General features: G+C 74.1%; 24 protein-coding genes and 1 pseudogene. All 25 read left to right on the top strand.

What is annotated here, in order from left to right:
- Positions 1 to 65 precede the first annotated feature (65 nt).
- A complete protein-coding gene (locus MF408_RS05830) occupies positions 66 to 599 on the top strand; it encodes a MaoC family dehydratase (protein ID WP_240250629.1) in 534 nt (177 codons plus the stop codon).
- Positions 596 to 1,636: an LLM class flavin-dependent oxidoreductase gene (locus MF408_RS05825; protein ID WP_240250628.1), complete on the top strand. Its 1,041-nt coding sequence runs from the start codon at positions 596 to 598 to the stop codon at positions 1,634 to 1,636. Before MF408_RS05830 ends, MF408_RS05825 begins: the two co-directional genes overlap by 4 nt.
- Positions 1,633 to 2,904 (top strand): CoA transferase, encoded by a 1,272-nt coding sequence (locus tag MF408_RS05820; protein WP_240250627.1) that lies wholly within the window; start codon positions 1,633 to 1,635, stop codon positions 2,902 to 2,904. The genes MF408_RS05825 and MF408_RS05820 overlap by 4 nt, the downstream gene beginning before the upstream one ends.
- The gene (locus MF408_RS05815) at positions 2,901 to 3,989 is read left to right on the top strand and encodes an MmgE/PrpD family protein (RefSeq protein WP_240250626.1); all 1,089 of its coding nucleotides are present in this window, start codon (positions 2,901 to 2,903) and stop codon (positions 3,987 to 3,989) included. Before MF408_RS05820 ends, MF408_RS05815 begins: the two co-directional genes overlap by 4 nt.
- The gene (locus MF408_RS05810; protein WP_240250625.1) at positions 3,986 to 4,984 is read left to right on the top strand and encodes a Rid family hydrolase; all 999 of its coding nucleotides are present in this window, start codon (positions 3,986 to 3,988) and stop codon (positions 4,982 to 4,984) included. Before MF408_RS05815 ends, MF408_RS05810 begins: the two co-directional genes overlap by 4 nt.
- Positions 4,875 to 5,990 (top strand): MaoC family dehydratase N-terminal domain-containing protein, encoded by a 1,116-nt coding sequence (locus MF408_RS05805; RefSeq protein ID WP_345893914.1) that lies wholly within the window; start codon positions 4,875 to 4,877, stop codon positions 5,988 to 5,990. The genes MF408_RS05810 and MF408_RS05805 overlap by 110 nt, the downstream gene beginning before the upstream one ends.
- Positions 5,980 to 6,432 carry a hypothetical protein gene (locus MF408_RS05800; RefSeq protein WP_240250624.1) on the top strand — a complete coding sequence of 151 codons (453 nt, stop codon included), beginning with the start codon at positions 5,980 to 5,982 and terminating at the stop codon, positions 6,430 to 6,432. Before MF408_RS05805 ends, MF408_RS05800 begins: the two co-directional genes overlap by 11 nt.
- Positions 6,429 to 7,574 (top strand): acetyl-CoA acetyltransferase, encoded by a 1,146-nt coding sequence (locus MF408_RS05795; RefSeq protein ID WP_240250623.1) that lies wholly within the window; start codon positions 6,429 to 6,431, stop codon positions 7,572 to 7,574. Before MF408_RS05800 ends, MF408_RS05795 begins: the two co-directional genes overlap by 4 nt.
- A complete protein-coding gene (locus MF408_RS05790; protein WP_240250622.1) occupies positions 7,571 to 7,975 on the top strand; it encodes an OB-fold domain-containing protein in 405 nt (134 codons plus the stop codon). Before MF408_RS05795 ends, MF408_RS05790 begins: the two co-directional genes overlap by 4 nt.
- 1 nt (position 7,976) lies before the next feature.
- Positions 7,977 to 9,137, top strand: a complete 1,161-nt coding sequence (locus MF408_RS05785) for an acyl-CoA dehydrogenase family protein (RefSeq protein ID WP_240250621.1) — start codon at positions 7,977 to 7,979, stop codon at positions 9,135 to 9,137.
- A 93-nt stretch (positions 9,138 to 9,230) separates the two neighbouring features.
- Positions 9,231 to 10,010, top strand: coding sequence for an aldolase/citrate lyase family protein (locus MF408_RS05780; protein WP_240250620.1), 780 nt, complete (start codon positions 9,231 to 9,233; stop codon positions 10,008 to 10,010).
- 5 nt (positions 10,011 to 10,015) lie between these two features.
- A complete protein-coding gene (locus tag MF408_RS05775; RefSeq protein WP_240250619.1) occupies positions 10,016 to 10,576 on the top strand; it encodes a hypothetical protein in 561 nt (186 codons plus the stop codon).
- Positions 10,573 to 10,986, top strand: a complete 414-nt coding sequence (locus tag MF408_RS05770; protein WP_240250618.1) for an acyl-CoA thioesterase domain-containing protein — start codon at positions 10,573 to 10,575, stop codon at positions 10,984 to 10,986. Before MF408_RS05775 ends, MF408_RS05770 begins: the two co-directional genes overlap by 4 nt.
- Entirely contained in the window at positions 10,983 to 11,372 is a 390-nt protein-coding gene (locus MF408_RS05765; RefSeq protein WP_345893852.1) for a hypothetical protein, read from the top strand. Before MF408_RS05770 ends, MF408_RS05765 begins: the two co-directional genes overlap by 4 nt.
- Positions 11,369 to 12,214 carry an aspartate/glutamate racemase family protein gene (locus MF408_RS05760; RefSeq protein ID WP_240250617.1) on the top strand — a complete coding sequence of 282 codons (846 nt, stop codon included), beginning with the start codon at positions 11,369 to 11,371 and terminating at the stop codon, positions 12,212 to 12,214. Before MF408_RS05765 ends, MF408_RS05760 begins: the two co-directional genes overlap by 4 nt.
- On the top strand, positions 12,211 to 12,813 hold the full coding sequence (locus MF408_RS05755; protein WP_240250616.1) for an isochorismatase family cysteine hydrolase: 603 nt from the start codon (positions 12,211 to 12,213) through the stop codon (positions 12,811 to 12,813). The genes MF408_RS05760 and MF408_RS05755 overlap by 4 nt, the downstream gene beginning before the upstream one ends.
- Positions 12,804 to 13,982, top strand: coding sequence for an acyl-CoA dehydrogenase (locus MF408_RS05750; protein WP_240250615.1), 1,179 nt, complete (start codon positions 12,804 to 12,806; stop codon positions 13,980 to 13,982). Before MF408_RS05755 ends, MF408_RS05750 begins: the two co-directional genes overlap by 10 nt.
- Positions 13,982 to 14,692 carry an enoyl-CoA hydratase/isomerase family protein gene (locus MF408_RS05745; RefSeq protein ID WP_240250614.1) on the top strand — a complete coding sequence of 237 codons (711 nt, stop codon included), beginning with the start codon at positions 13,982 to 13,984 and terminating at the stop codon, positions 14,690 to 14,692. Before MF408_RS05750 ends, MF408_RS05745 begins: the two co-directional genes overlap by 1 nt.
- 41 nt (positions 14,693 to 14,733) lie before the next feature.
- The gene (locus MF408_RS05740) at positions 14,734 to 15,810 is read left to right on the top strand and encodes a GDSL-type esterase/lipase family protein (RefSeq protein ID WP_240250613.1); all 1,077 of its coding nucleotides are present in this window, start codon (positions 14,734 to 14,736) and stop codon (positions 15,808 to 15,810) included.
- Between the two features lie 190 nt (positions 15,811 to 16,000).
- Positions 16,001 to 17,344 carry a hypothetical protein gene (locus MF408_RS25005; RefSeq protein ID WP_275693361.1) on the top strand — a complete coding sequence of 448 codons (1,344 nt, stop codon included), beginning with the start codon at positions 16,001 to 16,003 and terminating at the stop codon, positions 17,342 to 17,344.
- Between the two features lie 504 nt (positions 17,345 to 17,848).
- The gene (locus MF408_RS05725; RefSeq protein WP_240250611.1) at positions 17,849 to 19,216 is read left to right on the top strand and encodes a hypothetical protein; all 1,368 of its coding nucleotides are present in this window, start codon (positions 17,849 to 17,851) and stop codon (positions 19,214 to 19,216) included.
- Positions 19,146 to 21,416, top strand: coding sequence for a DUF11 domain-containing protein (locus MF408_RS05720; RefSeq protein ID WP_240250610.1), 2,271 nt, complete (start codon positions 19,146 to 19,148; stop codon positions 21,414 to 21,416). Before MF408_RS05725 ends, MF408_RS05720 begins: the two co-directional genes overlap by 71 nt.
- A gap of 214 nt (positions 21,417 to 21,630) precedes the next feature.
- Positions 21,631 to 22,062: a class F sortase gene (locus MF408_RS05715; protein WP_240250609.1), complete on the top strand. Its 432-nt coding sequence runs from the start codon at positions 21,631 to 21,633 to the stop codon at positions 22,060 to 22,062.
- A 195-nt stretch (positions 22,063 to 22,257) separates the two neighbouring features.
- Positions 22,258 to 24,894, top strand: coding sequence for a LuxR C-terminal-related transcriptional regulator (locus MF408_RS05710; protein ID WP_240250608.1), 2,637 nt, complete (start codon positions 22,258 to 22,260; stop codon positions 24,892 to 24,894).
- A gap of 23 nt (positions 24,895 to 24,917) precedes the next feature.
- A pseudogene (locus tag MF408_RS26610) lies at positions 24,918 to 25,280 on the top strand (hypothetical protein); the annotation flags it as partial.
- Between the last annotated feature and the right edge of the window lie 75 nt (positions 25,281 to 25,355).

The raw sequence follows: 25,355 nt of genomic DNA, 5'->3' as shown, positions 1-25,355 counted from the left end.
TGACCAGAATATGTCGGACATTTAGGATTCGAGTCACAAGGACCGGATCGGGAAAGGCGGCAGTGATGGCGGTGCAGGACGGCTGGACGGGCCGGTTCTTCGAGGACTTCGAGATCGGGGACGTCTACAAGCACCCGCTCGGCCGGACGGTCAGCGAGGCGGACAACACCTGGTTCACGTTGCTGACGATGAACACCAACCAGATGCACTTCAACGCCGAGTACGCCGCCAAGTCGGAGTTCGGCAAGCCGCTGGTCGTCTCGACGTTCACCGTCGCGATCGCGGTCGGGCAGAGCGTCACCGACCTCACCCAGAACGCGTTCGCCAACCTCGGCTGGGACGACATCAAGATGACGCACCCGGTCTTCGCCGGTGACACTCTGTGGAGCGAGAGCCTGGTCCTCGACAAGCGCGAGTCCTCGTCCCGCCCGCACGCCGGCATCGTCACCGTGCGAACCCGGACGATCAACCAGGACGGCGACGAGGTCTGCTCGTTCAAGCGGATGTTCCTGGTCTACAAGCGCGGCGCCGAGCAGGTCGAGGGGATCTTCCCCGAGGGCAAGCGACCCCTGACGCTCGAGGCGGAGCAGGACCGGTGACCCTCCGCATCACGTACCAGCCGTGGGGGGAGACCCTCGCGGAGCTGGTCGACGCCGGCCGCCGGGCCGAGGAGGCCGGCGCCGAGACGCTGTGGGTCTCCGAGCTGCACCGCAGCGCCACCGGTACGGCGGCCGCGCTCGCGGCCGGCACCGAGCGGGCCCGCGTCGGCACCAGCATCCTGCTCGCCTTCACCCGGAGCCCGATGGTCACGGCGCTGGAGGCCCTCGACCTCGACGAGCTCTCCGACGGCCGGTTCGTGCTGGGGCTCGGCTCGGGCGTGCAGCGGCTCAACGAGGACTGGCACAACGCCACCTTCGGCAAGCCGGTCGCCCACATCCGTGAGACGGTCCGCAACATCCGGCTGTTCTGGGAGTCCTGCCGCAGCGGCGACCCGATCGCCGTCGAGGGCGACTGGGAGCCGATGCGGATCCGCGGCTACGAGCGGCCGTTCCCGATCGTCCGCACCGACATCCCCGTCTACCTCGCCGCGATGGGCCCGCTGATGACCCGGCTCGCCGGTGCCGTCGGCGACGGCTGGATCAGCCACGAGCTGTGCTCGCCCTCCTACCTCGCCGAGCGGGTGCTGCCCGACCTCGAGGCCGGGATCGGGCGCACCGAGGGCAAGCAGCGCGCCGACCTCGACGTCGTCGTGTCGGCCTGCTGCTCGATCGCCGACGACCTGGCCGTCGCCCGCCGCCGGGTCGCGGGGCTGGTCGGGTTCTACGCCAGCGTCCGCACCTACGCCGACTTCTTCGGCTTCCACGGCCTCGCCGAGGACCAGCAGCGCGTCATCGACGCGTTCCGCGGCGGCGCCGGCGCCGACTACCTCGCCGACACGGTGAGCGACGCGATGGTCGACGCGCTCACGCTCGTCGGCTCCCGTGACGACGTCACCGCCCAGCTCGCCGCGTACGACGGCATCGCCGACTCGGTGAAGCTCAGCCCGCCCACGCACGGCCTCCCCGCGGAGGACACCCGTGCGGCCCAGGAGGAAATCCTCGCCATGATCGCCGACCTGACCGGAGCCACCCGATGAGCACCAACGCCAAGCCGCTCTCCGACCTGCGCATCATCGCCGTCGAGCAGTACGGCGCCGGACCGTTCGGCAGCATGCACCTCGCCGACCTCGGCGCGGAGGTCATCAAGATCGAGGACCCGCGCGCCGGCGGCGACGTGGGCCGCTACGTCCCGCCCTACGGCGAGGGCGAGGACTCGCTGTTCTTCGAGACGTTCAACCGCAACAAGCGCTCGGTGTCGCTCGACCTCAGCACGCCGGCCGGGCGGTCGGTGTTCGAGGAGCTGGTCAAGGTCAGCGACGTCGTCTACTCCAACCTCCGCGGCGACGTGCCGGCCAAGATCGGCATCACCTACGACGACCTCAAGCACCTCAACCCGCAGATCGTCTGCGTCTCCCTCACCGGGTTCGGCATGACCGGTCCGCGGCAGAAGGAGCCCGGCTACGACTACGTGCTGCAGGGCCTCGCCGGCTGGATGGACCTCACCGGCGAGCCCGACGGGCCGCCCACCAAGTCCGGCCTGTCGCTCGTCGACTACTCCGGCGGCTTCGTGGCGGCGATCTCGCTGCTGGCCGGCGTCCACGCCGCCCGCCGCGACGGCAAGGGCATGGACTGCGACGTGAGCCTCTACGACACGGCGATCTCGCTGCTCACGTACCCCGCGACCTGGCACCTCAACGCCGGTTACGAGCCGGCCCGCACGCACCACTCGGCCCACCCCTCGCTGGTGCCGTTCCAGGCGTTCCAGGCCAAGGACGGCTGGATGGTCGTGGGCTGTGCGAAGGAGAAGTTCTGGCAGCGGCTCGCCGTCGTCGTCGGGCGCCCGGAGTGGGGCGCCGAGGAGTCGCCGTACGGCAACTTCTCCAAGCGGCAGCAGCGCAGCGCCGAGCTGCTGGGCCAGCTCGAGGAGATCTTCCTGGAGCGCACGGTCGACGAGTGGCTCGAGGACCTCTACGCCGCCTCGATCCCGTGCGGTCCGATCAACGACGTGCCGGCCGCGCTGCGCGAGGAGCACACGCACGCGCGCAACCTGGTGGTCACGACCGAGCACCCGCGCTTCGGCACCGTGGAGCAGCTGGCCTCGCCGGTGCGGGTCGGCAGCGAGACGCCGGAGTACCGCCGGGCCCCGCACCGCAACGAGGACATGGACTACGTCGCCCGCGAGCTGCTGTCGCTCGACGACGAGCGGCTGGCCGAGCTCCGCTCGGCCGGGGCGTTCGGCAACGAGCACGTGGTGGCCGCACCGAGCGACGAGGGCATCAGCGAGACGGAGGCCGCCGCACGATGATCGCCGAGGAGCTGGCCGCGTGGGCGACGGGACCGGTCACGGTCCCCGACGCCGTGCGCGCCTGCGCGACCCGGCACCTCGTCGACGGGACGGGAACGGCGCTGGCCGCGGTCCGTCTCGGGGCGGCCGAGCCGGCCGTCACGGTCGCGCGCGGCCTCGGCGGACCCGCCGAGGCGACGATCATCGGCACCGACGCGCGGGTGAGCGCGCCCGCCGCGGCGCTGGCCAACGGCACGCTGGTGCACGCGCTCGACTTCGACGACACCCACGCCGGCGGGCTGGTGCACGCGACGGCGGTCGTTCTGCCCGCGGCCCTCGCCGTCGGCCAGGAGCGGGCGGCGTCCGGTCGTGAGGTGCTCGACGCCGCGGTGGTCGGCTACGAGGTCGCCTGCCGGGTGGCCGCTGCCGCGCCGCACCGCTTCCACGCCCGCGGGCTGCACGCGACGATGGTCGCGGGCGTCTTCTCCTCCGCGGCGGTCGCCGCGCGGCTCTACGGCCTCTCGCCGCAGCAGGCCACCGCCGCCCTCGGCATCGCCGGCAGCCAGGCCGGCGGCCTGCTCGCGTTCCTCGGCAGCGCCGCGTCGACCAAGCAGCTCCACCCGGGCATGGCCTCGCACGCCGGGGTGCTGGCCGCCCGGCTCGCCGCCGCCGGTGCCACCGGCCCGGAGACCGTGTTCGACGGCCCGCACGGCGTCTTCGACGCGCTCGCCGGCGGGCAGGCCGACCCGGCCTCGATCGTCGCCGGGCTCGGCTCCACCTGGGAGACCGAGCGGATCGGCATCAAGCCCTACCCCCGTCTGCCAGCTGAGCCACGCGACCGTCGACGCCGTGGGCGCGGCCCGGGAGGCCCGCGGCTTCACCGCCGCCGACGTCGCCGAGATCGAGGCCGACGTCCACCCCGACTCCGCGTCCGTCGTCTGCGACGACTCCCGCGACCTCACCCGCCCGGCGTCGGAGTACGCCGCGAAGTTCTCCCTGCCCTGGTGCGTCGCCGCGTTCGTCGTCGACGGCTCGCTCGGGCTGGACGCGTTCGCGCCCGACCGGCTGCACCGCCCCCGAGGTGGAGGAGCTCGCCGCGCGCGTGACCTGGCGCCTCACGGACGACCGCGGACCCGCGGCCGACGCGGCGGGCCGGGTGCGCGTGACGCTGGCCGACGGCTCCGTCGTCGAGGGCGCGGTCGCCCGCAGCGGCGGCGGCCCCGACCACCCCCTCACCCGCGACGAGGTGGTCGAGAAGGCGGTCGACAACGGCGGCGACGGCGCCGCCGACGTCGTCGCGCTGGTCGAGCGCCTGGACGACCTGGACTCGGTCGAGCCCCCTGCTCGCCGCCACGCACCACCACTGACACCTGTTCGAGAGGAAGGGCCACCGATGACGCTGCAGGCGATCCGCCCCGAGACGTTCCCCTGGTTCCCGTACGACGGCTTCACCTTCTGCCTGGGCCTGAGCGAGGGCGACTCCGCCTGGACGTCCGGACACACCGCCGGCACCTACGACGAGTCGGTCGGCAAGATGACCGTCGGCGGCTCGATGGAGCAGCAGGCGCGCACGGCGTACGCGAAGGTGCTCGCGATCCTCGCCGCGGCCGGCTTCGGCCCGGAGGACGTCACCCGGGTCACCGAGAACGTCACGCTCAGCGGCCTCCCGCACTACGAGGAGGCGGTGGCGGTGCGCACCGAGCTCTTCGGCGACCACCAGCCGACCGTGCGCACCGTGGTCGTCGAGCGGCTGGTGCGCCGGGCCGCGTTCCTCGAGGTCGAGCTGCACGCCGTGCGCGGCGGCGGCAAGCAGCTGGTCGTCTCCAGCGGCGACCGGCCGGCCGGCGGCTGGCAGGCCGCACCGGTGACCGAGGGGGCACGACGGCATCGTCTACCTCCCGACGTTCGTGCCGGTCGACGAGGCCGGCGAGGTGGTCCACCCCGGCGACCTGGCCGGGCAGTACGCCTGGTGCCTCGACCGGGCGGCCGAGATGCTCGCCGAGGCCGGGCTCACCCTCGACCACGCCGTGACGACCTACGACTACGTCACCCCCGCCAGCACCGACGCCGACCGGGCGGCCGCCGAGGAGGTGCGCCGTGAGCGGCTCGGGGGCGGCGGCACCTTCCCCGCGGGCGGGCGGATCGTGATGAGCGAGCTGCACCGCGACGGCGTGCTGGTCGCGCTCGACGTCACGGCGTCGCGGCACCCGCGCGAGCGGGTCGACCCCGGCTGGTCGGCGTACGACGGCGCCACCCGCTCCCCGGCGGTCCGCGCGGGCCGCAGCCTGTTCATCTCCGGCCTCGCCGCGCGCGACACCACCACCGGCGAGGTGCTGCACCCCGGCGACCTCGAGGCGCAGGCAGAGGTGCTCTACCAGCAGATGCTCGACCTGCTCGGCCACGTCGGCCTCGAGCCCGTGGACCTGCTCGAGACCACGGAGTACTGCGTCGTCGACGCGATCCCGCAGTACCGGGTGGTCGCTCCGGTGCGCGAGCGCCGGCTCAGCCCGCCGTGGCCCGCCTCGACCGGCGCCCTGTGCCAGGGGCCTGGAGCAGCCGGGGCTGCTGCTCGAGGTGTTCCCCAACGCGCTGTTCCGGGAGGAGGCGTGAGCCTGCTGACCGACGAGATCCGGTCGCTGGTCGGCACCACCCGGGTCTACACCGCGCCGGAGCCGTTCGGCCGCGTGGCCGGCCGCTACTTCGCGATCGCGACCGGCGACCGCAACCCGCTCTACACCGACGACGAGGCGGCCCGCGCCGCCGGGCTGCCCGGCGTCACGGTGCCGCCGACGCTGGTGTGCGAGACCAACCAGTACGCCGACCTGCCCCGCGACGCCGAGGGCTACGCCGGCCACACGTGGCGGCTCGACATCCCCGGCACCCGTCAGGTGCGGGGCGGCAACCGCTACACGTTCCACCGCCGGATCCGCCCCGACGACGTCGTGACCGCCACCTGGGAGATCACGCGGGTCGAGGAGAAGCAGAGCCGCAGCGGCGCCGACATGCTCGTGGTGCACTCGAAGGCGACCTACACCGCCGCCGACGGCGGACCGCTGGCCGAGAACGAGGAGACCATCATCTTCGTCGCCCTGGAGGGTGCGTCATGACCGCCGTCCGCCCGCAGGTCGGCGACGTCGTGCCGCCGCTGGAGAAGACCGCCGAGGCCGCGGACCTGGTGGCCTACGCCGGCGCCACCTGGGACTGGCACCGCATCCACTACGACGCGGCGTTCGTGGCCGAGAACGGCTGCCGGCGCCGATCGTGGACGGGCAGGTCTACGGCGCCTGGTTCGTGCAGATGCTGCAGGACTGGCTGGGCCCGCGGTGCTTCGTGCGGACGCTGGAGTTCTCCTTCCGCAACCTGATGTTCGTCGGGGAGACGCTGCGCTGCGAGGGCCGCGTGGTGGAGGCCCCCGAAGACGAGGTCGACGAGGTCACCGTCGAGCTCACCGCCACCGTGGTGGGCCGCGACGGCGCACCCGACCGGGTGGCCGCCGCGCCCGCCCGAGCGGTGGTCCTGCTCGGCCGGGCGGACGGACCGGCGGCATGACCGCCGTCGCGATCGTCGGTGCCGCCGAGTGCGACCTCGGGGTGACCGACAAGTCGATCCTCACCCTGCAGGCGCAGGCCGTCACCCGTGCGCTCGCCGACGCAGGCCTGACTCTCGCCGACGTCGACGGGTTCGCGACGACGGGGGTGTCCCGGTTCTCCGCCACCCAGCTCGCCGACTACTTCGCGGTCGAGGCGGCCTGGACCGACAGCACCTTCGCCGGCGGCTGCGCCTACGAGATGATGGTCGCGCGGGCCGCCCAGGCGATCGCCGCGGGCCAGGCGAGCACGATCGTCATCAGCTTCGCCTCCAACCAGCGCTCGGCGCGGTCGCGGAAGCTCGGCGGGGTGGTCTTCGAGAACACGCCCGAGGCGCAGTTCGAGACGCCGTACGACCCGCTCAACCCGATCTCCTACTACGCGATGGCGGCCCAGCAGTACCTCGGCCGGTTCGGCGGTACCCGCGAGCAGCTGGCCGAGATCGCCGTCGCGGCCCGGGAGTGGGCGCTGCTCAACCCCAAGGCCTTCCGCTACGGCGCCGGACCGCTCACCGTCGAGGACGTGGTCGGCAGCCGGATGATCTCGACGCCGCTGACCGCCGCCGACTGCTGCCTGGTCACCGACGGCGGCGGCGCCGTCGTCCTGACCAGCCTCGAGCGGGCCCGCGACCTGGCCCGGCCGCCCGTGGTCGTCCTCGGCTACGGCGAGCGCAGCACCAACACCTCGATGACCGCCGTCGACGACCTCACCACCACCGGCGCCGCCGGGTCCGGGGCCGACGCGTTCGCCCGCGCCGGCATCACCCCCGCCGACGTCGACGTCCTCGAGGTCTACGACTCGTTCACGATCACCGCGGCCCTGTCCGTGGAGGACCTGGGCTTCTGCGGCCGCGGCGAGGTGCTCGACTTCATCGCCGACGGCCGGATCCGGCCCGGCGGCGAGCTGCCGCTCAACACCTCGGGCGGCGGCCTGTCCTACTGCCACCCGGGCCAGTACGGCGTGCTCCTCCTCGTCGAGGCCGTCCGGCAGCTGCGCGGCGAGTGCGGCGAGCGCCAGGTGCCCGGCGCCGAGGTCGCCGTCGCCCACGGCACCGGCGGCATCCTGTCCGCCCACGCCACCGTCGTCCTGGGGGTCGACCGATGAATCCCGACGTACCCGCTCCCGACGACGCCACCGCCGGCTGGTGGGAGGCCACCACCGAGCACCGGCTCGTCGTGCAGACCTGCCGCGGCTGCGGCCACGCGCAGCACCCGCCGCGCGCCGTGTGCGTGGCCTGCTCGGCCACCGACGCGCTCGAGCTCGTCGACGCCGAGGGCCGCGGCACCGTCGACTCCTGGACGGTCGTCCACCGGGCGCCCCGCCCGGAGGTCCCCGTCCCCTACACGGTTGCCCGGGTCCGCCTGGCCGAGGGGCCGATCCTGCTCACCGTCATCGACAGCCCCGACGAGCCACGGCTCGACGACCCGGTCGAGGTCGCCTGGCACGACCTCCCCGACGGCCGGGCACTCCCGATCTTCCGACCAGCACCCGACCGAGAGGCCTGACATGGACTTCCAGCTCACCGAGGACCAGCGCGAGTTCCGCAGCCTGCTGCGCAGCTTCGTCGACAAGGAGATCATCCCGGTCGCCCGCGAGTGGGAGCAGAGCGGTCGCTACCCGACCGAGATCGTCGACGGCATGAAGCAGATGGGGCTCTTCGGCATCACCGTGCCGGAGGAGTACGGCGGCCTCGACCTCGACCCGGTCTCGTTCGCGCTGGTCTTCGAGGAGATCGCTCGCGGCTGGATGGGCATCGCCGGCATCCTCGGCAGCCACTCGCTGGCCTGCCGTCTCATCGCCATGCACGGCACCGAGGAGCAGAAGCAGGCCTACCTGCCCGAGCTCGCGACCGGCCAGCGCCGCACCGGCATCGGCCTCACCGAGCCCGACGCGGGCAGCGACCTGCAGGGCATCCGCACGGTCGCCCGGCTCGAGGGCGACCACTACGTGGTGTCCGGGGCGAAGATGTGGATCACCAACGCCCGCTACGCCGACCCGCTGCCGGTGCTGGTCAAGACCGACCCCGGCGCCTCCCCGGCGCACAAGGGGATGAGCGTGCTGCTGGTCGACCCGTCGCTCGACGGCTTCGAGGTCACCAAGGACATCCCCAAGCTCGGCTACAAGGGCACCGAGTCGTGCGAGATCGTCCTCGACAACGTCCGGGTGCCGCGCGAGCAGCTCCTCGGCGGCGTCGAGGGACGCGGCATGCAGCAGGTGCTGTCGGCGCTGGAGTGGGGCCGGGTCAACATCGCCGCCCGCTCGGTCGGCATCGCCCAGCGGGCGCACGAGGAGGCGCTCGCCTACGCCCAGCAGCGCAAGGCGTTCGGCAAGGTCATCGGCGACTTCCAGGCGATCCAGCTCAAGCTCGCCACGCTCGCCACCAACCTGCAGGCCGCCCGGCTGATGGCCTACTGGTCGGCCGACGCGGTGCGCTCCGGCCGCGCCGACGGCGAGACCGGCATGGCCAAGATCTTCTGCTCCGAGGTCGCCCTCGACGCCGCGATCGACGCGATGAAGATCCACGGTGGCTACGGCTACTCCACCGAGTTCGAGGTCGAGCGGCTCTACCGCGACGCGATCCTGATGAGCATCGGCGAGGGCACCAACGACATCCTGCGCACCGTGGTGGCCAAGGCCCTGCAGCGCGGGGAGACGGTCGTCGGATGACCACCTCGCTCCCGCGGTCCTACCTCTACGTCCCCCGGCAACGCGGGCGACAAGCTCGCCAAGGCGGCGCGGCGGGGCGCCGACGCGCTGATCGTGGACCTCGAGGACGCCGTGCCGCTGGCGGAGAAGGACGCCGCCCGCGAGGCGGTGGCGACCTGGCTGGCCGAGCAGCCGGCCGACGGACCGCTGGAGCTCTGGGTGCGGGTCAACCCCGGTGACCGCGGCCTCGACGACGTACGCCGGCTCGCCGGGTCGCCGGCCCTGGCCGGCCTCGCCCTGGCGAAGGCCGACGCGGCGACCGTCGCCGCCGTGGCGCAGCTGCTCGACGACCTCGGTGACCGCACCACCCGGCTGATGCCGCTCGTCGAGACGCCGGCGGCGGTGCTCGACGTCCGCGCGATCGCCGCTGGGCCGCGCGTGCACCGGCTCCAGGTCGGCGAGGTCGACCTCACCGGGGAGGCGGGCATCGACCCCGGACCCGACGAGCGGGAGCTGCTCGCGATCCGCACGATGGTGGTGCTGGCCAGCGCGGCAGCGGGCATCGAGCCGCCGGTCGGACCGGTCTCGCGGATCACCAGCGACGTCGAGGCGCTCACCGCCTCGACCCGGGCGGTCGCGCGGCTCGGCTTCGTCGGCCGCGCCTGCATCCACCCGGCGCAGCTGCCGGTCGTGCACGACGTCTTCACGCCGACGCCCGAGCAGGTCGAGGAGGCGCGCGCGACGCTGCAGCTGCTCGCCGAGGCCGAGCGCCGCGGCTCCGGGGTCGCCCTCGACGCGCAGGGCCGGCTGGTCGACCCGGCGGTCGTCCACGCGGCCCGGCGGGTGCTCGCGCTGCACGAGCTCGCCGAGCGCTCGAACGGGGCCGTCCCGTGAGCCCGGTGACCGCGCCCCACGCGCTCGACCTCGAGGCACCGCAGAAGTGGCGCCCGGCGCCGATGCCGGGGGCCAACCTGCCGCTCGACCTCGTGCGGCTCGCCTCGCCGTGGAACCGGTTCACCATCCACGGCCGGTTCCCCCGCCGGCTTCGAGCGCCCGGGACCCGGCGGCTACCTCGCCGCCGAGGAGTTCCTCGTGCTGGACGGGGAGCTCGAGATCGACGGCGCGACCTACCGGCGCGGCGACCTCACCGTCATCCCCGGTGGCCACGTCCGCACCGGCATGCGGTCGCCGGCCGGCTGCCGCGTCCTCGCCTGGTTCGGCGGCCTTCCCGACTACCTCCCGGCCTCGGCGCTGCCACCGGTCGACGTCCCGGTCCGGTCGGTGCACGTCGACGAGATGGTCGCGCTGCCCCCCCGTCGCCGCTGGCGCAGTGGTCGCGGGGCACGGTGCCCGACGGCGCCGGCTCGGTCGAGGTCGTGAGCGCCGACCTGCGCCGCTGGGCACGGGAGCCCGAGGCCGCGCCGCTGCCGGACGACCTGGTGCGCCGGGAGCGGCCGTGACCGTCACCCGGGACCCCGACGCGCGCGAGACCGACCCCCGCTGGTCGGGGTTCGACGGGCTCTTCGGCGGCTACGTCGTCGGCCTGCTGGCCGACACGGCGGTCGCCCGGTCGGCGTACCGGCTGGTGTCGCTGACCGCCAACTTCGTCTCCCGCGTCGCGGTCGGACCGGTGGCGGTGCGCACCGAGACCCTCCACCGCGGCCGGTCCACGGAGCTGCTCCGGCTGCTGCTGGAGCAGGACGGTCGCGTGCGGGTGCACGCGACCGCCGAGCTCCTGCACCTCCCCCCGATCCCGCACCCGCTCCGGCGTCGGCAGACGCGCCGGCGTGGGTGCGCACCACCTCCCCGGGCGCGGTCGCCGCGCCCTCCCTCGACGTCGGACGCGGCCGGCTGCCGTTCGACGACGTGATCGACCTCCGGCGCACCTCCGTGCCGCGCATGGCCGACCCGGCCACGTCGTGGGCGCGGATCCGTCCCGAGGCCGCCGGCGGCGGCCTCCGCTCGGCCGAGGCGGTGGCGACGGCGCTCCTGGACGCGCCGACCCCCGGACTGTTCGGCGAGCCCGAGCCGCCGGCGTTCGTGCCGACCATCGACTACGCCGTCCACCTCGCGCCGGACGCCGGGGAGTGGGACCCGGCCGGGTGGCTGCGTCTCGACCACGCCACCGCCTGGGCGACCCGGCAGCACTGCGTCGACGAGGTGCACGCCTGGACCGCCGACGGCCGGCTGCTGGCGACGCTGCGGCAGACCCGGGCGGTGTGGTGGCCGCCGGCCGGGACCGAGGAGTCGGCGTGAGCACCGAGCCCCGCCGGGTGGCGATGATCAACTCCGACGGCAAGTCGGCGCCGACGGTGGCCGACCCGCCCGGTGTGGAGACGACGCTGCACGACCTGCGGCTGCGGCTGCTGGCGCGCACCCCCTACGAGCACCTCGTCACCGAGCTCGGCACCCTCGACGCCGTCGAGCGCGCGGTGGCCGCCGGGTGCGACGCCGTCTACGTCGACACCTTCGGCGACTACGCCGTCGACCGGGCCCGGGCGGCCACCTCGGTGCCCGTGGTCGGGGCGGGGGAGGAGAGCATCAAGTTCGCGGCGACGCTCTATGCCGGGTTCTCCGTCGTCACCGTGTGGCCGCGCTCGATGGGCTACCTCTACGCCGACCGGCTGCGGTCGACGCCGGGCGGCGAGCGCTGCCGCGGCGTGCACCACCTGAGCGGCGACGACGAGCTCGACCGGGTCGGCCGTCCCGACGGCGTGAAGTCGCGGATGCGGCGGCAGGAGGCCGACGTCCTGACCGCGCTGGCCGACCTGTGCCGCCGGGCGGTCGCCGCCGACGGCTCCGACGCGGTGCTGCTCGGCTGCACCTGCATGGCGCCCGCCGCCGACGCCGTCGCCGCACAGGTCGACGTACCCGTCCTCGAGCCGTCGGCGATCGGCCTCACCGCCGCCCACGCCGCCGCCCTCTCCGGCACCCACACGCCGCCCAGCACCGGCGTCGCCCGGCACACCGGCCTGGCCACCGGGCTCGTGGACGCCTGCCTTGCGGCCGGCGGCGCGTCGTCGCCGGGGACCGACGACTGCGAGGTGTGCATCGTGCACCCCGTGCCGACCGACCACCAACAGAAGGGAACGACATGACGCTCACCAAGGACAGGACCGCGCTCCTCGTGGTCGACATGCAGAACGGCTTCCTCGACGCCGAGGGGTCGATGGCGCGGATCGGCATGCCGCACGAGGCGCTGACGCCCGCCCTGCCCGGGTCGGAGCGGCTGGTCGCCGCCGCGCGGGAGGCCGGCGTGCCGGTGATCTACACGCGCTACGTCTACCAGCCCGGCTACGTCGACGGCGGGCTGCTGCCCAACGAGCTGGTGCCGCAGATGGCGGAGGTCCAGGCCCTCGTCGACGGCACCTGGGACGCCGAGATCGTGCCGTCGCTGAAGCCCGGGCCCGGCGAGGTCGTCATCGACAAGTCGCGGCCGAGCTCGTTCTACGGGACGCAGCTCGAGCCGGTGCTCACCAGCCAGGACATCCGCACGCTCGTGATCTGCGGCGTCACCACCAACATCTGCGTCGAGACCACGGCCCGCGACGCCGGCCAGCGCGACTACCGGGTGCACGTCGTCAGCGACGCGGTCGCGGAGTACGACCCGACCCGCAACGAGGTCGCGCTCGGCACCATCGGCTTCGCGTTCGGGTGGCTGGCGACGACCGACGAGGTGGTCGCGGCGTGGGCGTGACCGCTCCGGCGCTGCCGCTGGTCGACCCGCCCGAGGTCGTCGCCCTGCGGGGCACGGTGCGGGCGATCGGCGCCCGCTACGGCCACGACTACTTCGTCCGGACCGCGCGCGAGGGCGGGAACCCCCGCGAGCTGTGGCGCGAGCTCGGCGAGGCCGGGCTGCTCGGGGTCAACATCGCCGAGGAGCACGGCGGCGGCGGCGCCGGCATCGCGGACCTGGCCGTGGTGACCGAGGAGCTGGCCGCCACCGGCGTGCCGCTGATGCTGCTGGCGCTCTCGCCCGCGGTGTGCGCGACCATCCTCGGCAAGCACGGCACCGGCGCGCAGCGCGGCCGGTGGCTGCCGGGGTTGGCGTCGGGGGAGACCGTGATGGCGTTCGCGATCACCGAGCCCGACGCCGGCTCCAACGCCCACCGGATCCGCACCACCGCCACCCGCGACGGCGACGACTGGGTGCTCGACGGCAGCAAGTACTACGTCTCCCACGTCGACAACGCCCAGGCGATCCTCGTGGTCGCCCGGACCGGGGAGGTCGACGACCGCGGCCGCGGGTCGCTGTCGCTGTTCGTCGTCGAGTCCGACGCGCCCGGCATCGGCGCGTCGCCGATCCCGGTGGAGATCACCTCGCCCGAGCGGCAGTTCGTGCTCACCTTCGACGGGGTGCGGGTGCCCGGGTCCGCCCTCGTGGGCGAGGAGGGCAAGGGTCTCGGCGCGCTGTTCAGCGGGCTCAACCCGGAGCGGATCGGCAGCGCCGCGCTGCTCAACGGCATCGCCCGCTACGCGCTGGACAAGGGCGCCCGCTACGCCGGGGAGCGGGAGGTCTGGGGCGTCCCGATCGGGGCGCACCAGGCGGTCGCCCACCCGCTGGCGAAGGCGCACGTCGAGGTCGAGGCGGCCCGGCTCCTCACCGCGCGTGCCGCGGCGCTCTACGACGCCGGCTCGCCGGAGGCGGGCGGGGCGTCGAGCATGGCCAAGTACCTCGCCGCGGAGGCGGCGGGCCACGCGCTCGACGCGGCGATGCAGGCCCACGGCGGCAACGGGATGGCGACGGAGTACGGCCTGGCCACGCTGTCCGGGCTGGTCCGGCTGTTCCGGATCGCGCCGGTGAGCGAGGAGATGGTGCTCAACCACATCGCCCAGCACGAGCTGGGCCTGCCCAAGTCGTACTGATGCCGCTCCGGGAGCCGGCCGGCGGGCTGCGGGTCGAGGACCGCGACGGGGCGCGGCACGTCACCCTGGCGCGGCCGCCGGTCAACGCGCTCTCGCTCAAGGTCTACGACGCGCTCCGGGGGGCCTTCGACCTCGACGCGGTCGGGGCGGCGGGCCGGCCGCGGCTGGTCGTCCTCCGGGCGGAGGGGCGGGCGTGGTGCGCCGGCCAGGACGTCCGGGAGCTGGCCGCGGTCACCGACCGGGCGGCGTACCTCGAGCGTGCGGGCGGCGGGGTCGCGGCCGTGGCGCGGTGCCCGGTCCCGGTCGTCGCCGTCGTCGACGGTCCGGCGGTCGGCGCCGGCGGCCTGCTCGTGGCCTGCGCCGACCTGGTGGTGGCCGGCCCCGCGGCGAGCGTCGCGTTCCCCGAGCTGCGGGTGGGGGCGCCGATGGGCGCGGCGCTGCTGGAGGGCTTCCTCCCGCCGCCGCTGGTCTCCCACGCCCTCGCGACGGGGGCCACCCTCGGTGCCGACCGGCTGCGGGAGGTGGGGGCGGTGGCCGAGGTGGTGCCGGCTGCGGCGCTGGACGACCGGGCGGCGGCCGTGGTCGCCGACCTCCTCGCCCTGCCCGACGACGGCCTGCGCTACCTGCGCGGCTCCCGGCGCCCGGCGGAGCGGGCGGCGGCCTACCTGGCCGAGGTGACGGCCGCAGCCCGCGCGCTGCGGGAGGCCTGACCCGGGCCCCGGCGCGCGGCCGCGCCGGTACGGTGTGCGCCGTGCGTCGGCGTCCGGTGATCCTCTCGACCGCGCTGCTCCCGGCGCTGGCGGTGCTGATGGGGCTGACGGCGCTGGCGGGGCTCGTGGCCGGCTGCCGGGTCGAGGCCCGCGACTTCGTCGTCGGCGAGGGCGACCAGTACGTCGCGATCGGCGACTCCTACACCGCGGGCGTCGGGTCCGGCCGCTACGACCGGGACGACCCGTGCTTCCGCTCCGCGCGCAGCTATCCCCGGCTGGTGGCGCGGGCGACCGGCGCCGACCTCGGCGACGTCAGCTGCTCCGGTGCGACGTCGGACCACCTGGTGACGGCGTACGAGCAGGTGGGCGCGCCGCCGCAGCTGGACGCGCTGTCCGCCGAGACCGACCTGGTCACCGTCGGCATCGGCGCCAACGACTTCAACCTGATCGGCAGCGTGGTCGTGACCTGCGTCCGGCTCTCGGTCGACGCCGAACCGGACGAGACCCCCGTGCACCGACGCCGACCGGTCCGGCGGCCGGAGCCTCGCCGCGGACCGGGTGGCCCAGGTCGAGGCCCGGCTCGGGCAGCGGCTCGCCGAGGTCGAGGAGCGTGCCCCCGACGCCGAGGTGCTCGTCGTCGGCTATCCCGAGGTCGTCCCGCCGGACGACGAGCGCTGCGACCAGCTGCCGATCACCGAGGGCGACCACGCTTGGGCGCGGGACGTGCTCGAGGGGATCAACGCCGCCCTCGAGACCGCCGCGTCGCGCGCCGGCGTCCGCTACGTCGACGTCTTCGCCGCCACCCGCGGCCACCACCTGTGCGCCGACGACCCGTGGGTCGCCGGCATCCGGCCCCCGGTGGGGCGGCGCCCAGTGGCACCCCTACGCCGAGGAGCAGGAGGTCGTCGCCGACCTGGTCCTCGACGCGCTTGCCGAGGAGTAGCGGTCGGCGCGGCCCGGTGGGGTCGGGTGGGTCGGGTGGGTCGGGTGGGTCGGGCCGGTGTCGGGCCGGGTCGGGCCGGAGGGGTTGTCGGCCTCTTCTCGGGGTTGTCGGCTTCTGCAAGGGCGGACAACCCGCGGGATACCCGGTCGGCCGGGTATTCCCCGCCTCGGGGTGACGCCTCGGTCGGGCCGGAGGGGTTGTCGGCCTCTTCTCGGGGTTGTCGGCTTCTGCAAGGGCGGACAACCCGCGGGATACCCGGTCGGCCGGGTATTCCGCACCTTGCTCAGGTCCGCCCCCCACCGAGCCGATAGGACGGTGCCGGTCCCCGACCCAGCTGGAGGCCGCGCTCGACTGAGAGGATCGGGATGAAGGTGTGGAAGTCCAGGTCGGCGCGCGCCGGCGTAGCCGCCGTCGCACTGGCGGCGGCCGTCGCCGGCACGGCGGTGGCGGCCAACACGCAGGAGAGGCCGTCGAACCGCGCCCGGATCACGGTGTGCGTCGGCTCCAAGCTCGACCACCTGCGGCTGGTGCCCAACAGCACGAAGCGCTGCCCCAAGGGCCAGACGCTGCTGACGTGGCAGACGACCGGCGACAAGGGCGCCCGCGGCCCGAAGGGGACCGCCGGCCGCAGTGCCTACCAGCTGGCCGTGGCCCACGGGTTCCAGGGCACCGAAGAGGCGTGGCTGGCGTCCCTGCAAGGCAAGGACGGCCGCGACGGGATCGACGGCGTGAACGGTGCCGACGGCCGCGACGGCGCGGCCGGTGCTGACGGCGCCGACGGCGTGGACGGCACTGACGGTCTGGACGGGGCCGACGGGGCCGACGGCGCAGACGGCGCCGACGGGGCCGACGGGGCCGACGGGATGAGCGCCTACGAGGTCGCGGTCTCCTACGGCTTCACCGGCGACGAGGTCGCCTGGCTCGACTCACTGGCCGGGGCGCCCGGCGCCGACGGCGAGGACGGGCTCAGTGCCTACGACATCGCGGTCGCCCACGGCTACGCCGGCACCGAGGCCGACTGGCTCGCCTCGCTCCAGGGCGCCGACGGTGCCGACGGTCGTGACGGTGCCGACGGCGCGAACGGTGCCGACGGTGCCGACGGGGTCAACGGTGCCGACGGGCGCGACGGCGCCGTGGGTCCCCAGGGCCCCACGGGCCCGCAGGGTCCGGCCGGTCCGGTCGGCCCCCAGGGGCCCGTCGGCGACACCGGCCCCGCCGGTCCCGCCGGACCGGCTGGTCCGCAGGGCCCGGCCGGCGCAGGCGGCCACACCGTCGAGGACGGCCAGGGGCGGCTGCTCGGCGACGTGGTGGCGATGTCGTCGTACGGCGTCACGGTCCTGAGCCCGACCGGCTACCTGGTCGACGTCGGTTGGGACGGTTCGCTCTACCCGGCACAGGCCTACTACTCCGGAGCCGGCTGCACCGGCACGGCGCTGCTCAACGCCGGCGGACCCGGCCAGGGCTCGATCTTCGCGCGGACCGTCGTCTACCTCGGCACGCCGAACACCCTCGCCGTCCCCGACGTGCCCGCCGGTGCCGTCGACGCGCCCAGCACGTCGATGCCGGCCGCGACGATCGACAACCCCACCTGCGGCCCGGCCTCGGGCACCATGCACGGGTGGCGGCTCGAGCCGGCGACCCCGTCCTCGGTCGGGCTGCCGCCGCTGGTGGCCCCGGGACAGTTCGCGACCCCGCTGTCGCTGTCCTGACGCTCGGTCGAGCTCAGAGCCGTCGCGGGCCGCCCCAGCCGGGGGTGGCCCGCGACGGCCCCTCCTTCAGACGGGCCACATACGGACCATTCGAGGACCACCGACGGACCATTCGCTACCGCACCTGATACCGCTGTGACCCCTGGTGCGGCATCGTCTCCGCCGCAGCCCACACCTGCGCTGCGACAGCTTTTCTCGAGGAGCGGAGATGGACATGGGGTATCTAATGGGGTCCAGCAATCACACGCGCCAACCACGGAGGTCCGGACCGGGCAGCCGTCGCCGGCTCCGGGCCGGCCTCGTCGGACTGTTGTCGGTGGTGCTCGCGGTCACCGGCCTCGGAGCACTCGTCAGCCCGGCGATGGCCGCGACGGTCTACGAGATCGAGGGCGACTGGGCGCCGGGCACCCCCCAAGCGTCGGCAAGGGTGACGTCGTCACCAGCGAGTGGCGGGTCAACGTCAACGACGACCAGCCCGCGCCGTCCAACGACCCTGTCGACAACGTGAACTTCACGGTGACGCTGGAGAACGGCCTGTTCCAGGCTCTCCCGGACCTGTGCCGCACGGCCGCGGAGCTGGACCCCGTTTCGAGCATCTCCGACGACGGCCGCACCATGGTCTGCAACCTCGGCACGGTCACCCAGGGCACGGCCCTCCTCGTGCAGGCGCCGGTGGTCGCCGACGGCATCACCGGCGACCAGATCACGGCGTCGGGCACCATCGCCGGCCAGACCGCCGACCTGGACCCGATCGACATCCAGAACACGTTCGGCATGGACATGCTCTGGGGCATCCCGACCGGTTCCGTGATCCCGTCGTCGTCGGGCAACACCGGCGACTTCGCCTTCGACTTCGAGTGGACGCTGTTCCAGGACGTGGGGAGCGACGCCGGCCCGAACTCGGTCACCTACAACCTCAACATCCCGCTCGCCAACGGGCAGCAGCTGTTCCTCGGTCAGCAGAACAACTCGGCGCCGTTCAACCAGCCCTGCACCCCGTTCCAGAACAGCAACAGCGCCGAGGGGCATCCCTACTCCGCCGGCTCCACGCCCGAACGCCGTGCGCCGTTCGTGGAGAGCTGCACCCTGGAGAAGACGGGGCCGAACACGTTCCGGATGACGATCACCGGCATCGACTACTCCCTGACCCAGGTGCCGACCCACGACTCGGCGGGCAACCCGCTGCCGACCGACCAGGTCGCCGTGGCCAGCGGCTCGATCTGGCTCGAGGTGCGCGACCTCACCGCAGCAACGTCGGCGAGCCTGACGGCGAGTGCGCCGACCTACCAGTCGGTGACCGGGCAGACCGACCCCGACGAGCCCGGCAACAACACGTCCAGCAAGGTGATCGTGTTCCCGGGCACCTGGCACCACCAGTGGTGGCGCACCAACGGGGGAACCTCGTGGGACAACACCTTCAAGGTGGCGCCGGGGACGGTCGTGAAGGACCAGACCGCCGACACGATCGCCCTGAGCGGCGTGCCGGACAACACGCCGATGGGTGACTGCGCGATCCTGGACACCGCCTTCGTCGACTACCACAGTGTCGAGCTGTTCGCGTGGGCCGCCGGTGATCCCGTCGGAGAACCCGAGACCGCGCTGCCGGGGAAGCCTCCAGTTCTACGTCGGCAACGACCCCACGGTCACGCCCGGCAGCGGCGGCTACAACCCCGACGCCTTCACCGGCTGCGGCGGGGCGGCGGGCTGGGTCAACGCCGAGCCGGCCGACCTCACCACCGTGAAGGCGGTGCGCTGGACCGGCACCGCAGGTGCGATCGATCACCAGGCCATCGCCATGCGCATGAACGTGACGATCCAGCAGGACGCGCCGATCGGCCAGGACATCTGGAGCTGGGGCGCCACCATCCGTGACGGGGCGTGGTTGTACCCGGGACGCGGCGTCTTCCCGAACAACTACACGCCGACGCCGGGCGAGCGCTACAACGGCACCAACGGCGCCCGCGACATCCTGCACGTCGTCTTCGCGACCCCGGCCATCCAGAAGCTGGCCGACCGACAGGTGATCCGGCCCGGTGAGCCGGCCACGTTCACGCTGCGCTACTCCGCCAACGGGTCGGGGACGATGCCGCCCACGGTCGACGACTACACGATCATCGACACCCTTCCGGCGGGGATGACCTACGTGCCCGGCTCGGCGACGCCGGAGCCCGCCATCAGCCCCGACGGACGGGTCCTGACCTGGAACCTCGACGGGGTGCCCACCAACGCGGTGCAGACGCTCACCTACCAGGCGGTGGCGGACGACTCGGTGACCCCGGGCCAGGCGCTGACCAACACCGTGACCTCGAGCCTGCGCGGTGAGACCTCGCGTCCGGCGGCGCGGCAGGTGACGGTCTCGACCAGCGGCTACACCGAGATCAGCAAGACCGCCGACACGCCTTTCATCCCGAACGTGGACGGCTCCGGTGACGGCGCGGGCTCGTGGACGGTGACGATGCGGTCGTTCGACCCGCTGCCGCAGGCCTACACCGACGTCATCGACATCCTCCCGTGGGAGGGTGACGAGCGCGGGACCGACTACGCGGGCGACTACGAGCTGGCCGAGGTCACGTTCCCGGCGGGATCGACCGGCACGGTCTACTACACGACCGAGGACCCGGCGACGCTCACCGACGACCCCGCCGACCCGGCCAACGGCGCCCCGAACGCGCCGTCGGCGATCTGGTCGACGACGTTCACCCCCGACGCGACTGCGGTGCGGGTGATCGGCGGCGTCCTCGAGCCCGGTGGGGTGCGTCAGTTCCAGGTGCACATCGCCACCGACGGCGCCGACCCGGAGGACTCCTACGTCAACCGGGCCCAGGGCCGTGCCGAGCACACCCGGCTCGCGATGCGCACCTCGGAGCCGATGACCATGGCGTACTACTACGCGGCGACGCTGAAGAAGTACGTCCAGGACAACCAGGGCCGGTGGCGCGACGCGCAGGACGTGACCGACTACCCGTCGTTCCGCTACGGCGACACCGTGCGCTACCGGATCGTCGTGACCAACGTCGGTCAGGGCACGTTGCGCAACATCGAGGTGACCGACGACCAGCGGCCCGACCTGGGCAACTTCGTGGTCGACGAGCTGGCCGCCGGGGAGTCGGAGACCCACGAGTTCGAGTTCGTGCTCGACGAGTCGACCAACGGCACCGTGGTCAACACCGCCTCGGCGACGACCGACCCGCCGCCGGACGCGCCGCCGCCGAACATCCCGCCCGACCCCGCCGGCTTCGAGGTGGCCAACTACACCACCGTGAAGTCGTCGGTGCCGCGGCCGGGCAAGCCGGTCGTGCCGGGTGACGTGATCAACTACACGATCACGGTGACCCAGCAGGGCACGGCTCCGGCGGAGGCCGAGCTCAGCGACAACCTGGCGCGGGTGCTCGACGACGCTCGCTACAACCGCGACGTCGAGGCCACCATCGGCACCGCCCGGGTCCGCCAGGGCCACCTGATCTGGAACGGGGTGATCCCGGTCGGCGAGGTCGCCCGGATCACCTACTCGGTGACGGTGAAGGCCAAGAAGAACCTCGGCAACCACCGACTGGTCAACGCGGTCACCTCGCCCGGCTGCGAGGTGCGCGACGGCGAGACGGTCAACTGCGACACCGAGCACGAGGTGCCGAAGTTCGACCTCAAGCTCGACAAGCGGGTCGTCGGCCGGGACCGCACGGTGGTGGGCGGCAACGTCCGCTACCGGATCCAGGTCACCAACCGGGGCCCGGCGAGGGCGCCGGGGCCGATCACCATGGTCGACCGCCTGCCGCGCGGGCTGGAGCTGGTGTCCGCCAACGGCAAGGCGTGGCGCTGCCAGGTGGACAAGCGGGCCGACGTCGTGACCTGCGAGCGGAACAAGTCGCTGGGCGACGACCGCAAGGCACCGCCGGTGTTCGTGGTCGCCAAGACCACGAAGGCCTCGGTGGGTCGTCGGCTGGTCAACACGGCCCAGGTGAGCGCCAACGGCGACACCGTCCGGTCCAACAACCGCGACAAGGCGCGGGTCAGCGTGGTGCGGGTGCCTCCGGCGCCCAACACCGGGTTCCGGCCGATGCCGAGCATGCTCTGAGGGCGGAGCCCTGAGCACGCTCCGGTGGACGCTGTCCCGCCGGCTGTGCCTGCTCACCGTCGGGCTCGTGCTGGGCGTCACCCTCGTGGCGCCCGGCGCGGGCCCGGCCGGTGAGCCGGCCCACGCACAGACTGTGGGACAGGCGGCTCGGGGGGCTGCCTGTCCCACGGCGGAGCGGGGCTTCCGGCCCCGGCACCTCGCCGTCCCCGGCGTCGTGGGCCGCACCAAGGTGCTCGCCCTCGGGCGCGACCGCAACGGCGCCCCTCGCACGCCGCCGTTGACCGACCGCGGCAAGTGGCAGCTGGCGTGGGACCGGGCGTCCCGCATCCGGCCGGGCGGCCGGTACGGCGTGGTCCGCCTCAACGCGCACACCTACCCGCGCAGCGGCGCCTACGGCTCGGCCCTCGGCAACCGGCTCCTCGCGAAGCTGCGCAAGGGCGACCGGATCGTCGTCACCGGCTCCGGCGGCCGGCGCCAGTGCTACCGGGTCACCCGGCGTACCCGCGTCCCGGCGGGACGGGCGCTGCCGCAGTACTACTCCGACTCGGGGCCGTCGCGGCTGGCGATCCTGGTCTGCTCCGGCAAGCGGCGCGGACCCGGCGACTGGAGCCACCGCACCCTGTGGTTCGCACAGCCGGACCGCTGAGGGAGCCCGGCGACCGCCCGGGGGCGGCGCCGAAGTGCAAAGTTCGACAATTCTCGTCCCGCGGTCCCGACGGCTGCGAGAGGATCCCTCCCGGGAGAGGGACGGCAGTGCGGCCAGCCGGGATGGCCACAACTGAACAACCACGAGGGCCGCTCCGTCGCGGAGCGGTCCCCGCAGGAGGAGGCTCGGTCCCCCTTGAGCGACGTCGTTCCGGGTACGCGTTGCAGCTCCAGGAAGAACACCGCGGCGCAGCCGGCGTGCCAGTCGGCTCCGCCGCAGCGCGGGCACGGCCCCGAGGCGTCCGGCGTCGTGGTCCGGCCGCCCCGCCTGCCGACCCGTTCGGTCGACCGGCCCGAGCTGCTGCGGCGGCTGGACCGGATGGCACCGCTGACGATCCTCGACGCCCTGCCGGGTCTCGGCAAGACCACGCTGGCCGCGAGCTGGGCGCGCGGTCAGCACGCCCGCGGGGTGTCGGTGCAGTGGGTGCAGGCCTCGCTCGGCCACGACGTGACGGCGGCCCTCGACGGGCCGCTCGCCGAGGGCGAGGCGCCGGTGGTCGTGGTCGTCGACGACGCCCACCGCCTGGGGGACCGGTCGGTCGTCGAGCGGCTGGTCGGTGCGGTCGAGCTCGACCACCGCCTCCACCTGGTCGTCTGCTGCCAGCCCGGACACCTGTTCCACGAGGTCGCCGAGGAGCGTGGCGTGGAGACCAACGTCCTGCGCGGCGCCGACCTCGCCGTCCCGGTCGACCGGATCCCCGAGCTCGCCGCGTCCTGGGGTCACGACGTCGACACCGCGGTCGCCGGTCGGCTGCACCGTCTCGTCGGCGGGTGGCCACTGGCGCTGCGGCTCGTGCTCGACGCGACCCCACCCGGGAAGGAGGAGCTCGCCACCCACGCAGCCCACGACTTCCTCGAGCACCGGGTGCTCCCGGTGGTCGCCGACGCGACCGCGCTCCCGACCGCCGCCCGCTTCGCCGTGCCCGACGAGCTCGACCTCCCGCTCGCGGCGGCGCTCATGCCCGATGGCGACCCGTCGCCGGAGGGGAGCCGGGCGGCCGTCGCCGCGCTGGAGCGGCTCGGGGTCCTGTGGCGCACGCCCCGCGACGACGGCGAGCCCCAGTGGCGCTTCCCCGTCCTGGTGCGCAACGGGCTGCGCCGGCTGCTCGAGTGCACCGCGCCCGAAACGCACGCTGACGCACATCGTGAGGTCGCCAGGGTCCTGACCGCGAGCGACGACCGACCCTGGCGGCAGGTGGTGCGGCACGCCCGCGCCGCCGGCGACTGGCGCCGGCTCGCCGAGGCGTGGACGGAGGACGGCTGGATGCTGCTCGGCGGGGACCCGGCGCTGTTCCACGAGGCGTACGGCGGCCTCCCCGCCGCCGCGGTCGCCGACCACCCGACGCTGGGCATCGCCGCCGCGATGGGCGACGCGCTGGCCGCGACCCGCGAAGGCGCACCCTGGCAGCAGTTGGTGGAGGACCTGCTCCGCCACTACGCGGAGATCGGCGCCGGGACACCGGTCGCCTCCGAGGCCAGGGGTCTGCTGCGGGTGGAGCAGCTGACGGCCGCGATGGTCGCCCGCCGCGCCGCGGGCCACCTGGTCGGCGCCGTCGAGCTCGCCGTCGAGGTGGAGGTCGAGCTGGGCCGACTGCGCGGGTCCGACCCGCGCAGCGCCCGCACCTCGCAGGCCGCCTGGGCCCGGCTCCAGGGGGCGCTCACCCACCTCCTCGCGGGCGACTTCACGACCGCGCTCGACCTCGCCGCGGCCGCGCACCACGCCGGAGGCCGCAGGCTGACCGGCTCCGGCGCCGCCGGGTTGCTGGCGGCGATGCACGCCATCAGCGGCCAGTCCGCCCAGGCCCGCCGCTGGCTCGACGCGCACGACGACATCGACGTCGCCGATTGCTGGGCGGCGGACCTGGCCCGGGTGCCGGCGCGGATCGCCCGAGCGATGCTCGCGCTCGACAGGCTCGACACCGCGGCGGCCGCGGCCCAGCTCGCCGAGGTGCCGCTCGAGACCGACGCGAGCGGGCTCTGGCCGCTCGCGGTGATGGCGCACACCCGCCACGCGTTGCTCGTCGACGCCCCCGCGACCATGCTGTCCCGGCTCCACGACGTCGGTCGCGCCACGGCCCGTCAGCTGGCGGAGGAGCGCAGCGTTCCGCGCCAGGCGTTCGACCGGTGCCGCGTCGACCTGACGATGGCGGTCGGCGATGCCGACCGGACCGCCACACTCCTCGGGGCGGACACCGACCCGCCACCCTGGCTGCTCGCGCCCGCCGCCCGGTTCCGCCTCGCGGCCGGTGACGCAGCGGCGGCTGTTCGGATCGCCTCGGTCGCGACCTGGGCCCCCGAGCTGCACACCCGCGACCGGCTCGAGCTGCTCGTCACGCAGGCGTCGGCCCTCCACGCCGGCGGTGACGAGGCAGCAGCGGTCGACAGCTTCCGCAAGGCAGCGGCGATCGGTCGGGAGAGCGGGAACCTCGAGCCGCTCCTCCTGCTGGACCCGGACGTGCGGCGCCGGCTCCTCGTGGCCTCTGGCGAGCACCTGGAGGACGAGGAGGTGCGCCGTCTCGACGCGGCACGTCCGGTCTACCCGCGACGGGTCGAGCTGGTGCGGCTCTCGCCGCGCGAGCGGGAGGTGCTGCGCCGCCTGCCGCGCCACGACACCGTCGCCTCGCTCGCCCGCGAGCTCAGCGTGTCCGTCAACACGGTCAAGAAGCAGCTCCGGTCGGTCTACGCCAAGCTCGGCGTGAGCAACCGGTCGGCCGCCCTGCAGACCGCCCGCCAGCTGGGCCTCCTCGAGGAGGTCCCGGCGCAGCAGCGGTGACGACCCGCCGCGGGTGAGGACCGGTGTCGTCAAGTTCACCCGGTCGACACCGGTCAACCGCGGGACGTCGGGGTACCAGGGGAGAGGTGACGTCGTCCGACGTCCCGTCCGACCTGCAGAGAGGTGGCCCGACGTGCCCGACGTCCCCGAGACCTGGCCGGGGTCGGCGTACCCCCCTCGGCGCGACCTTCGACGGCAGCGGGACCAACTTCGCGCTGTTCAGCGAGGTGGCCGACCGGGTGGAGCTGTGCCTGGTGGACGTCGCGGAGGACGGGAAGCGGAGCGAGACCCGCGTCGAGCTCACCGAGGTCGACGGCTACGTATGGCACGCCTACCTGCCGGGCGTCCAGCCCGGACAGCGCTACGGCTACCGCGTGCACGGGCCGTGGGACCCCGACCGCGGGCTGCGCTGCAACCCCGCCAAGCTGCTCCTCGACCCCTACGCCAAGGCGACGGTCGGC

This window comes from Nocardioides sp. TF02-7 (assembly GCF_022437945.1).
Lineage (GTDB): Bacteria > Actinomycetota > Actinomycetes > Propionibacteriales > Nocardioidaceae > Nocardioides.
Note: the sequence above shows the minus strand (reverse complement) of the source record. Positions and strands in the feature narration are given on the sequence as shown.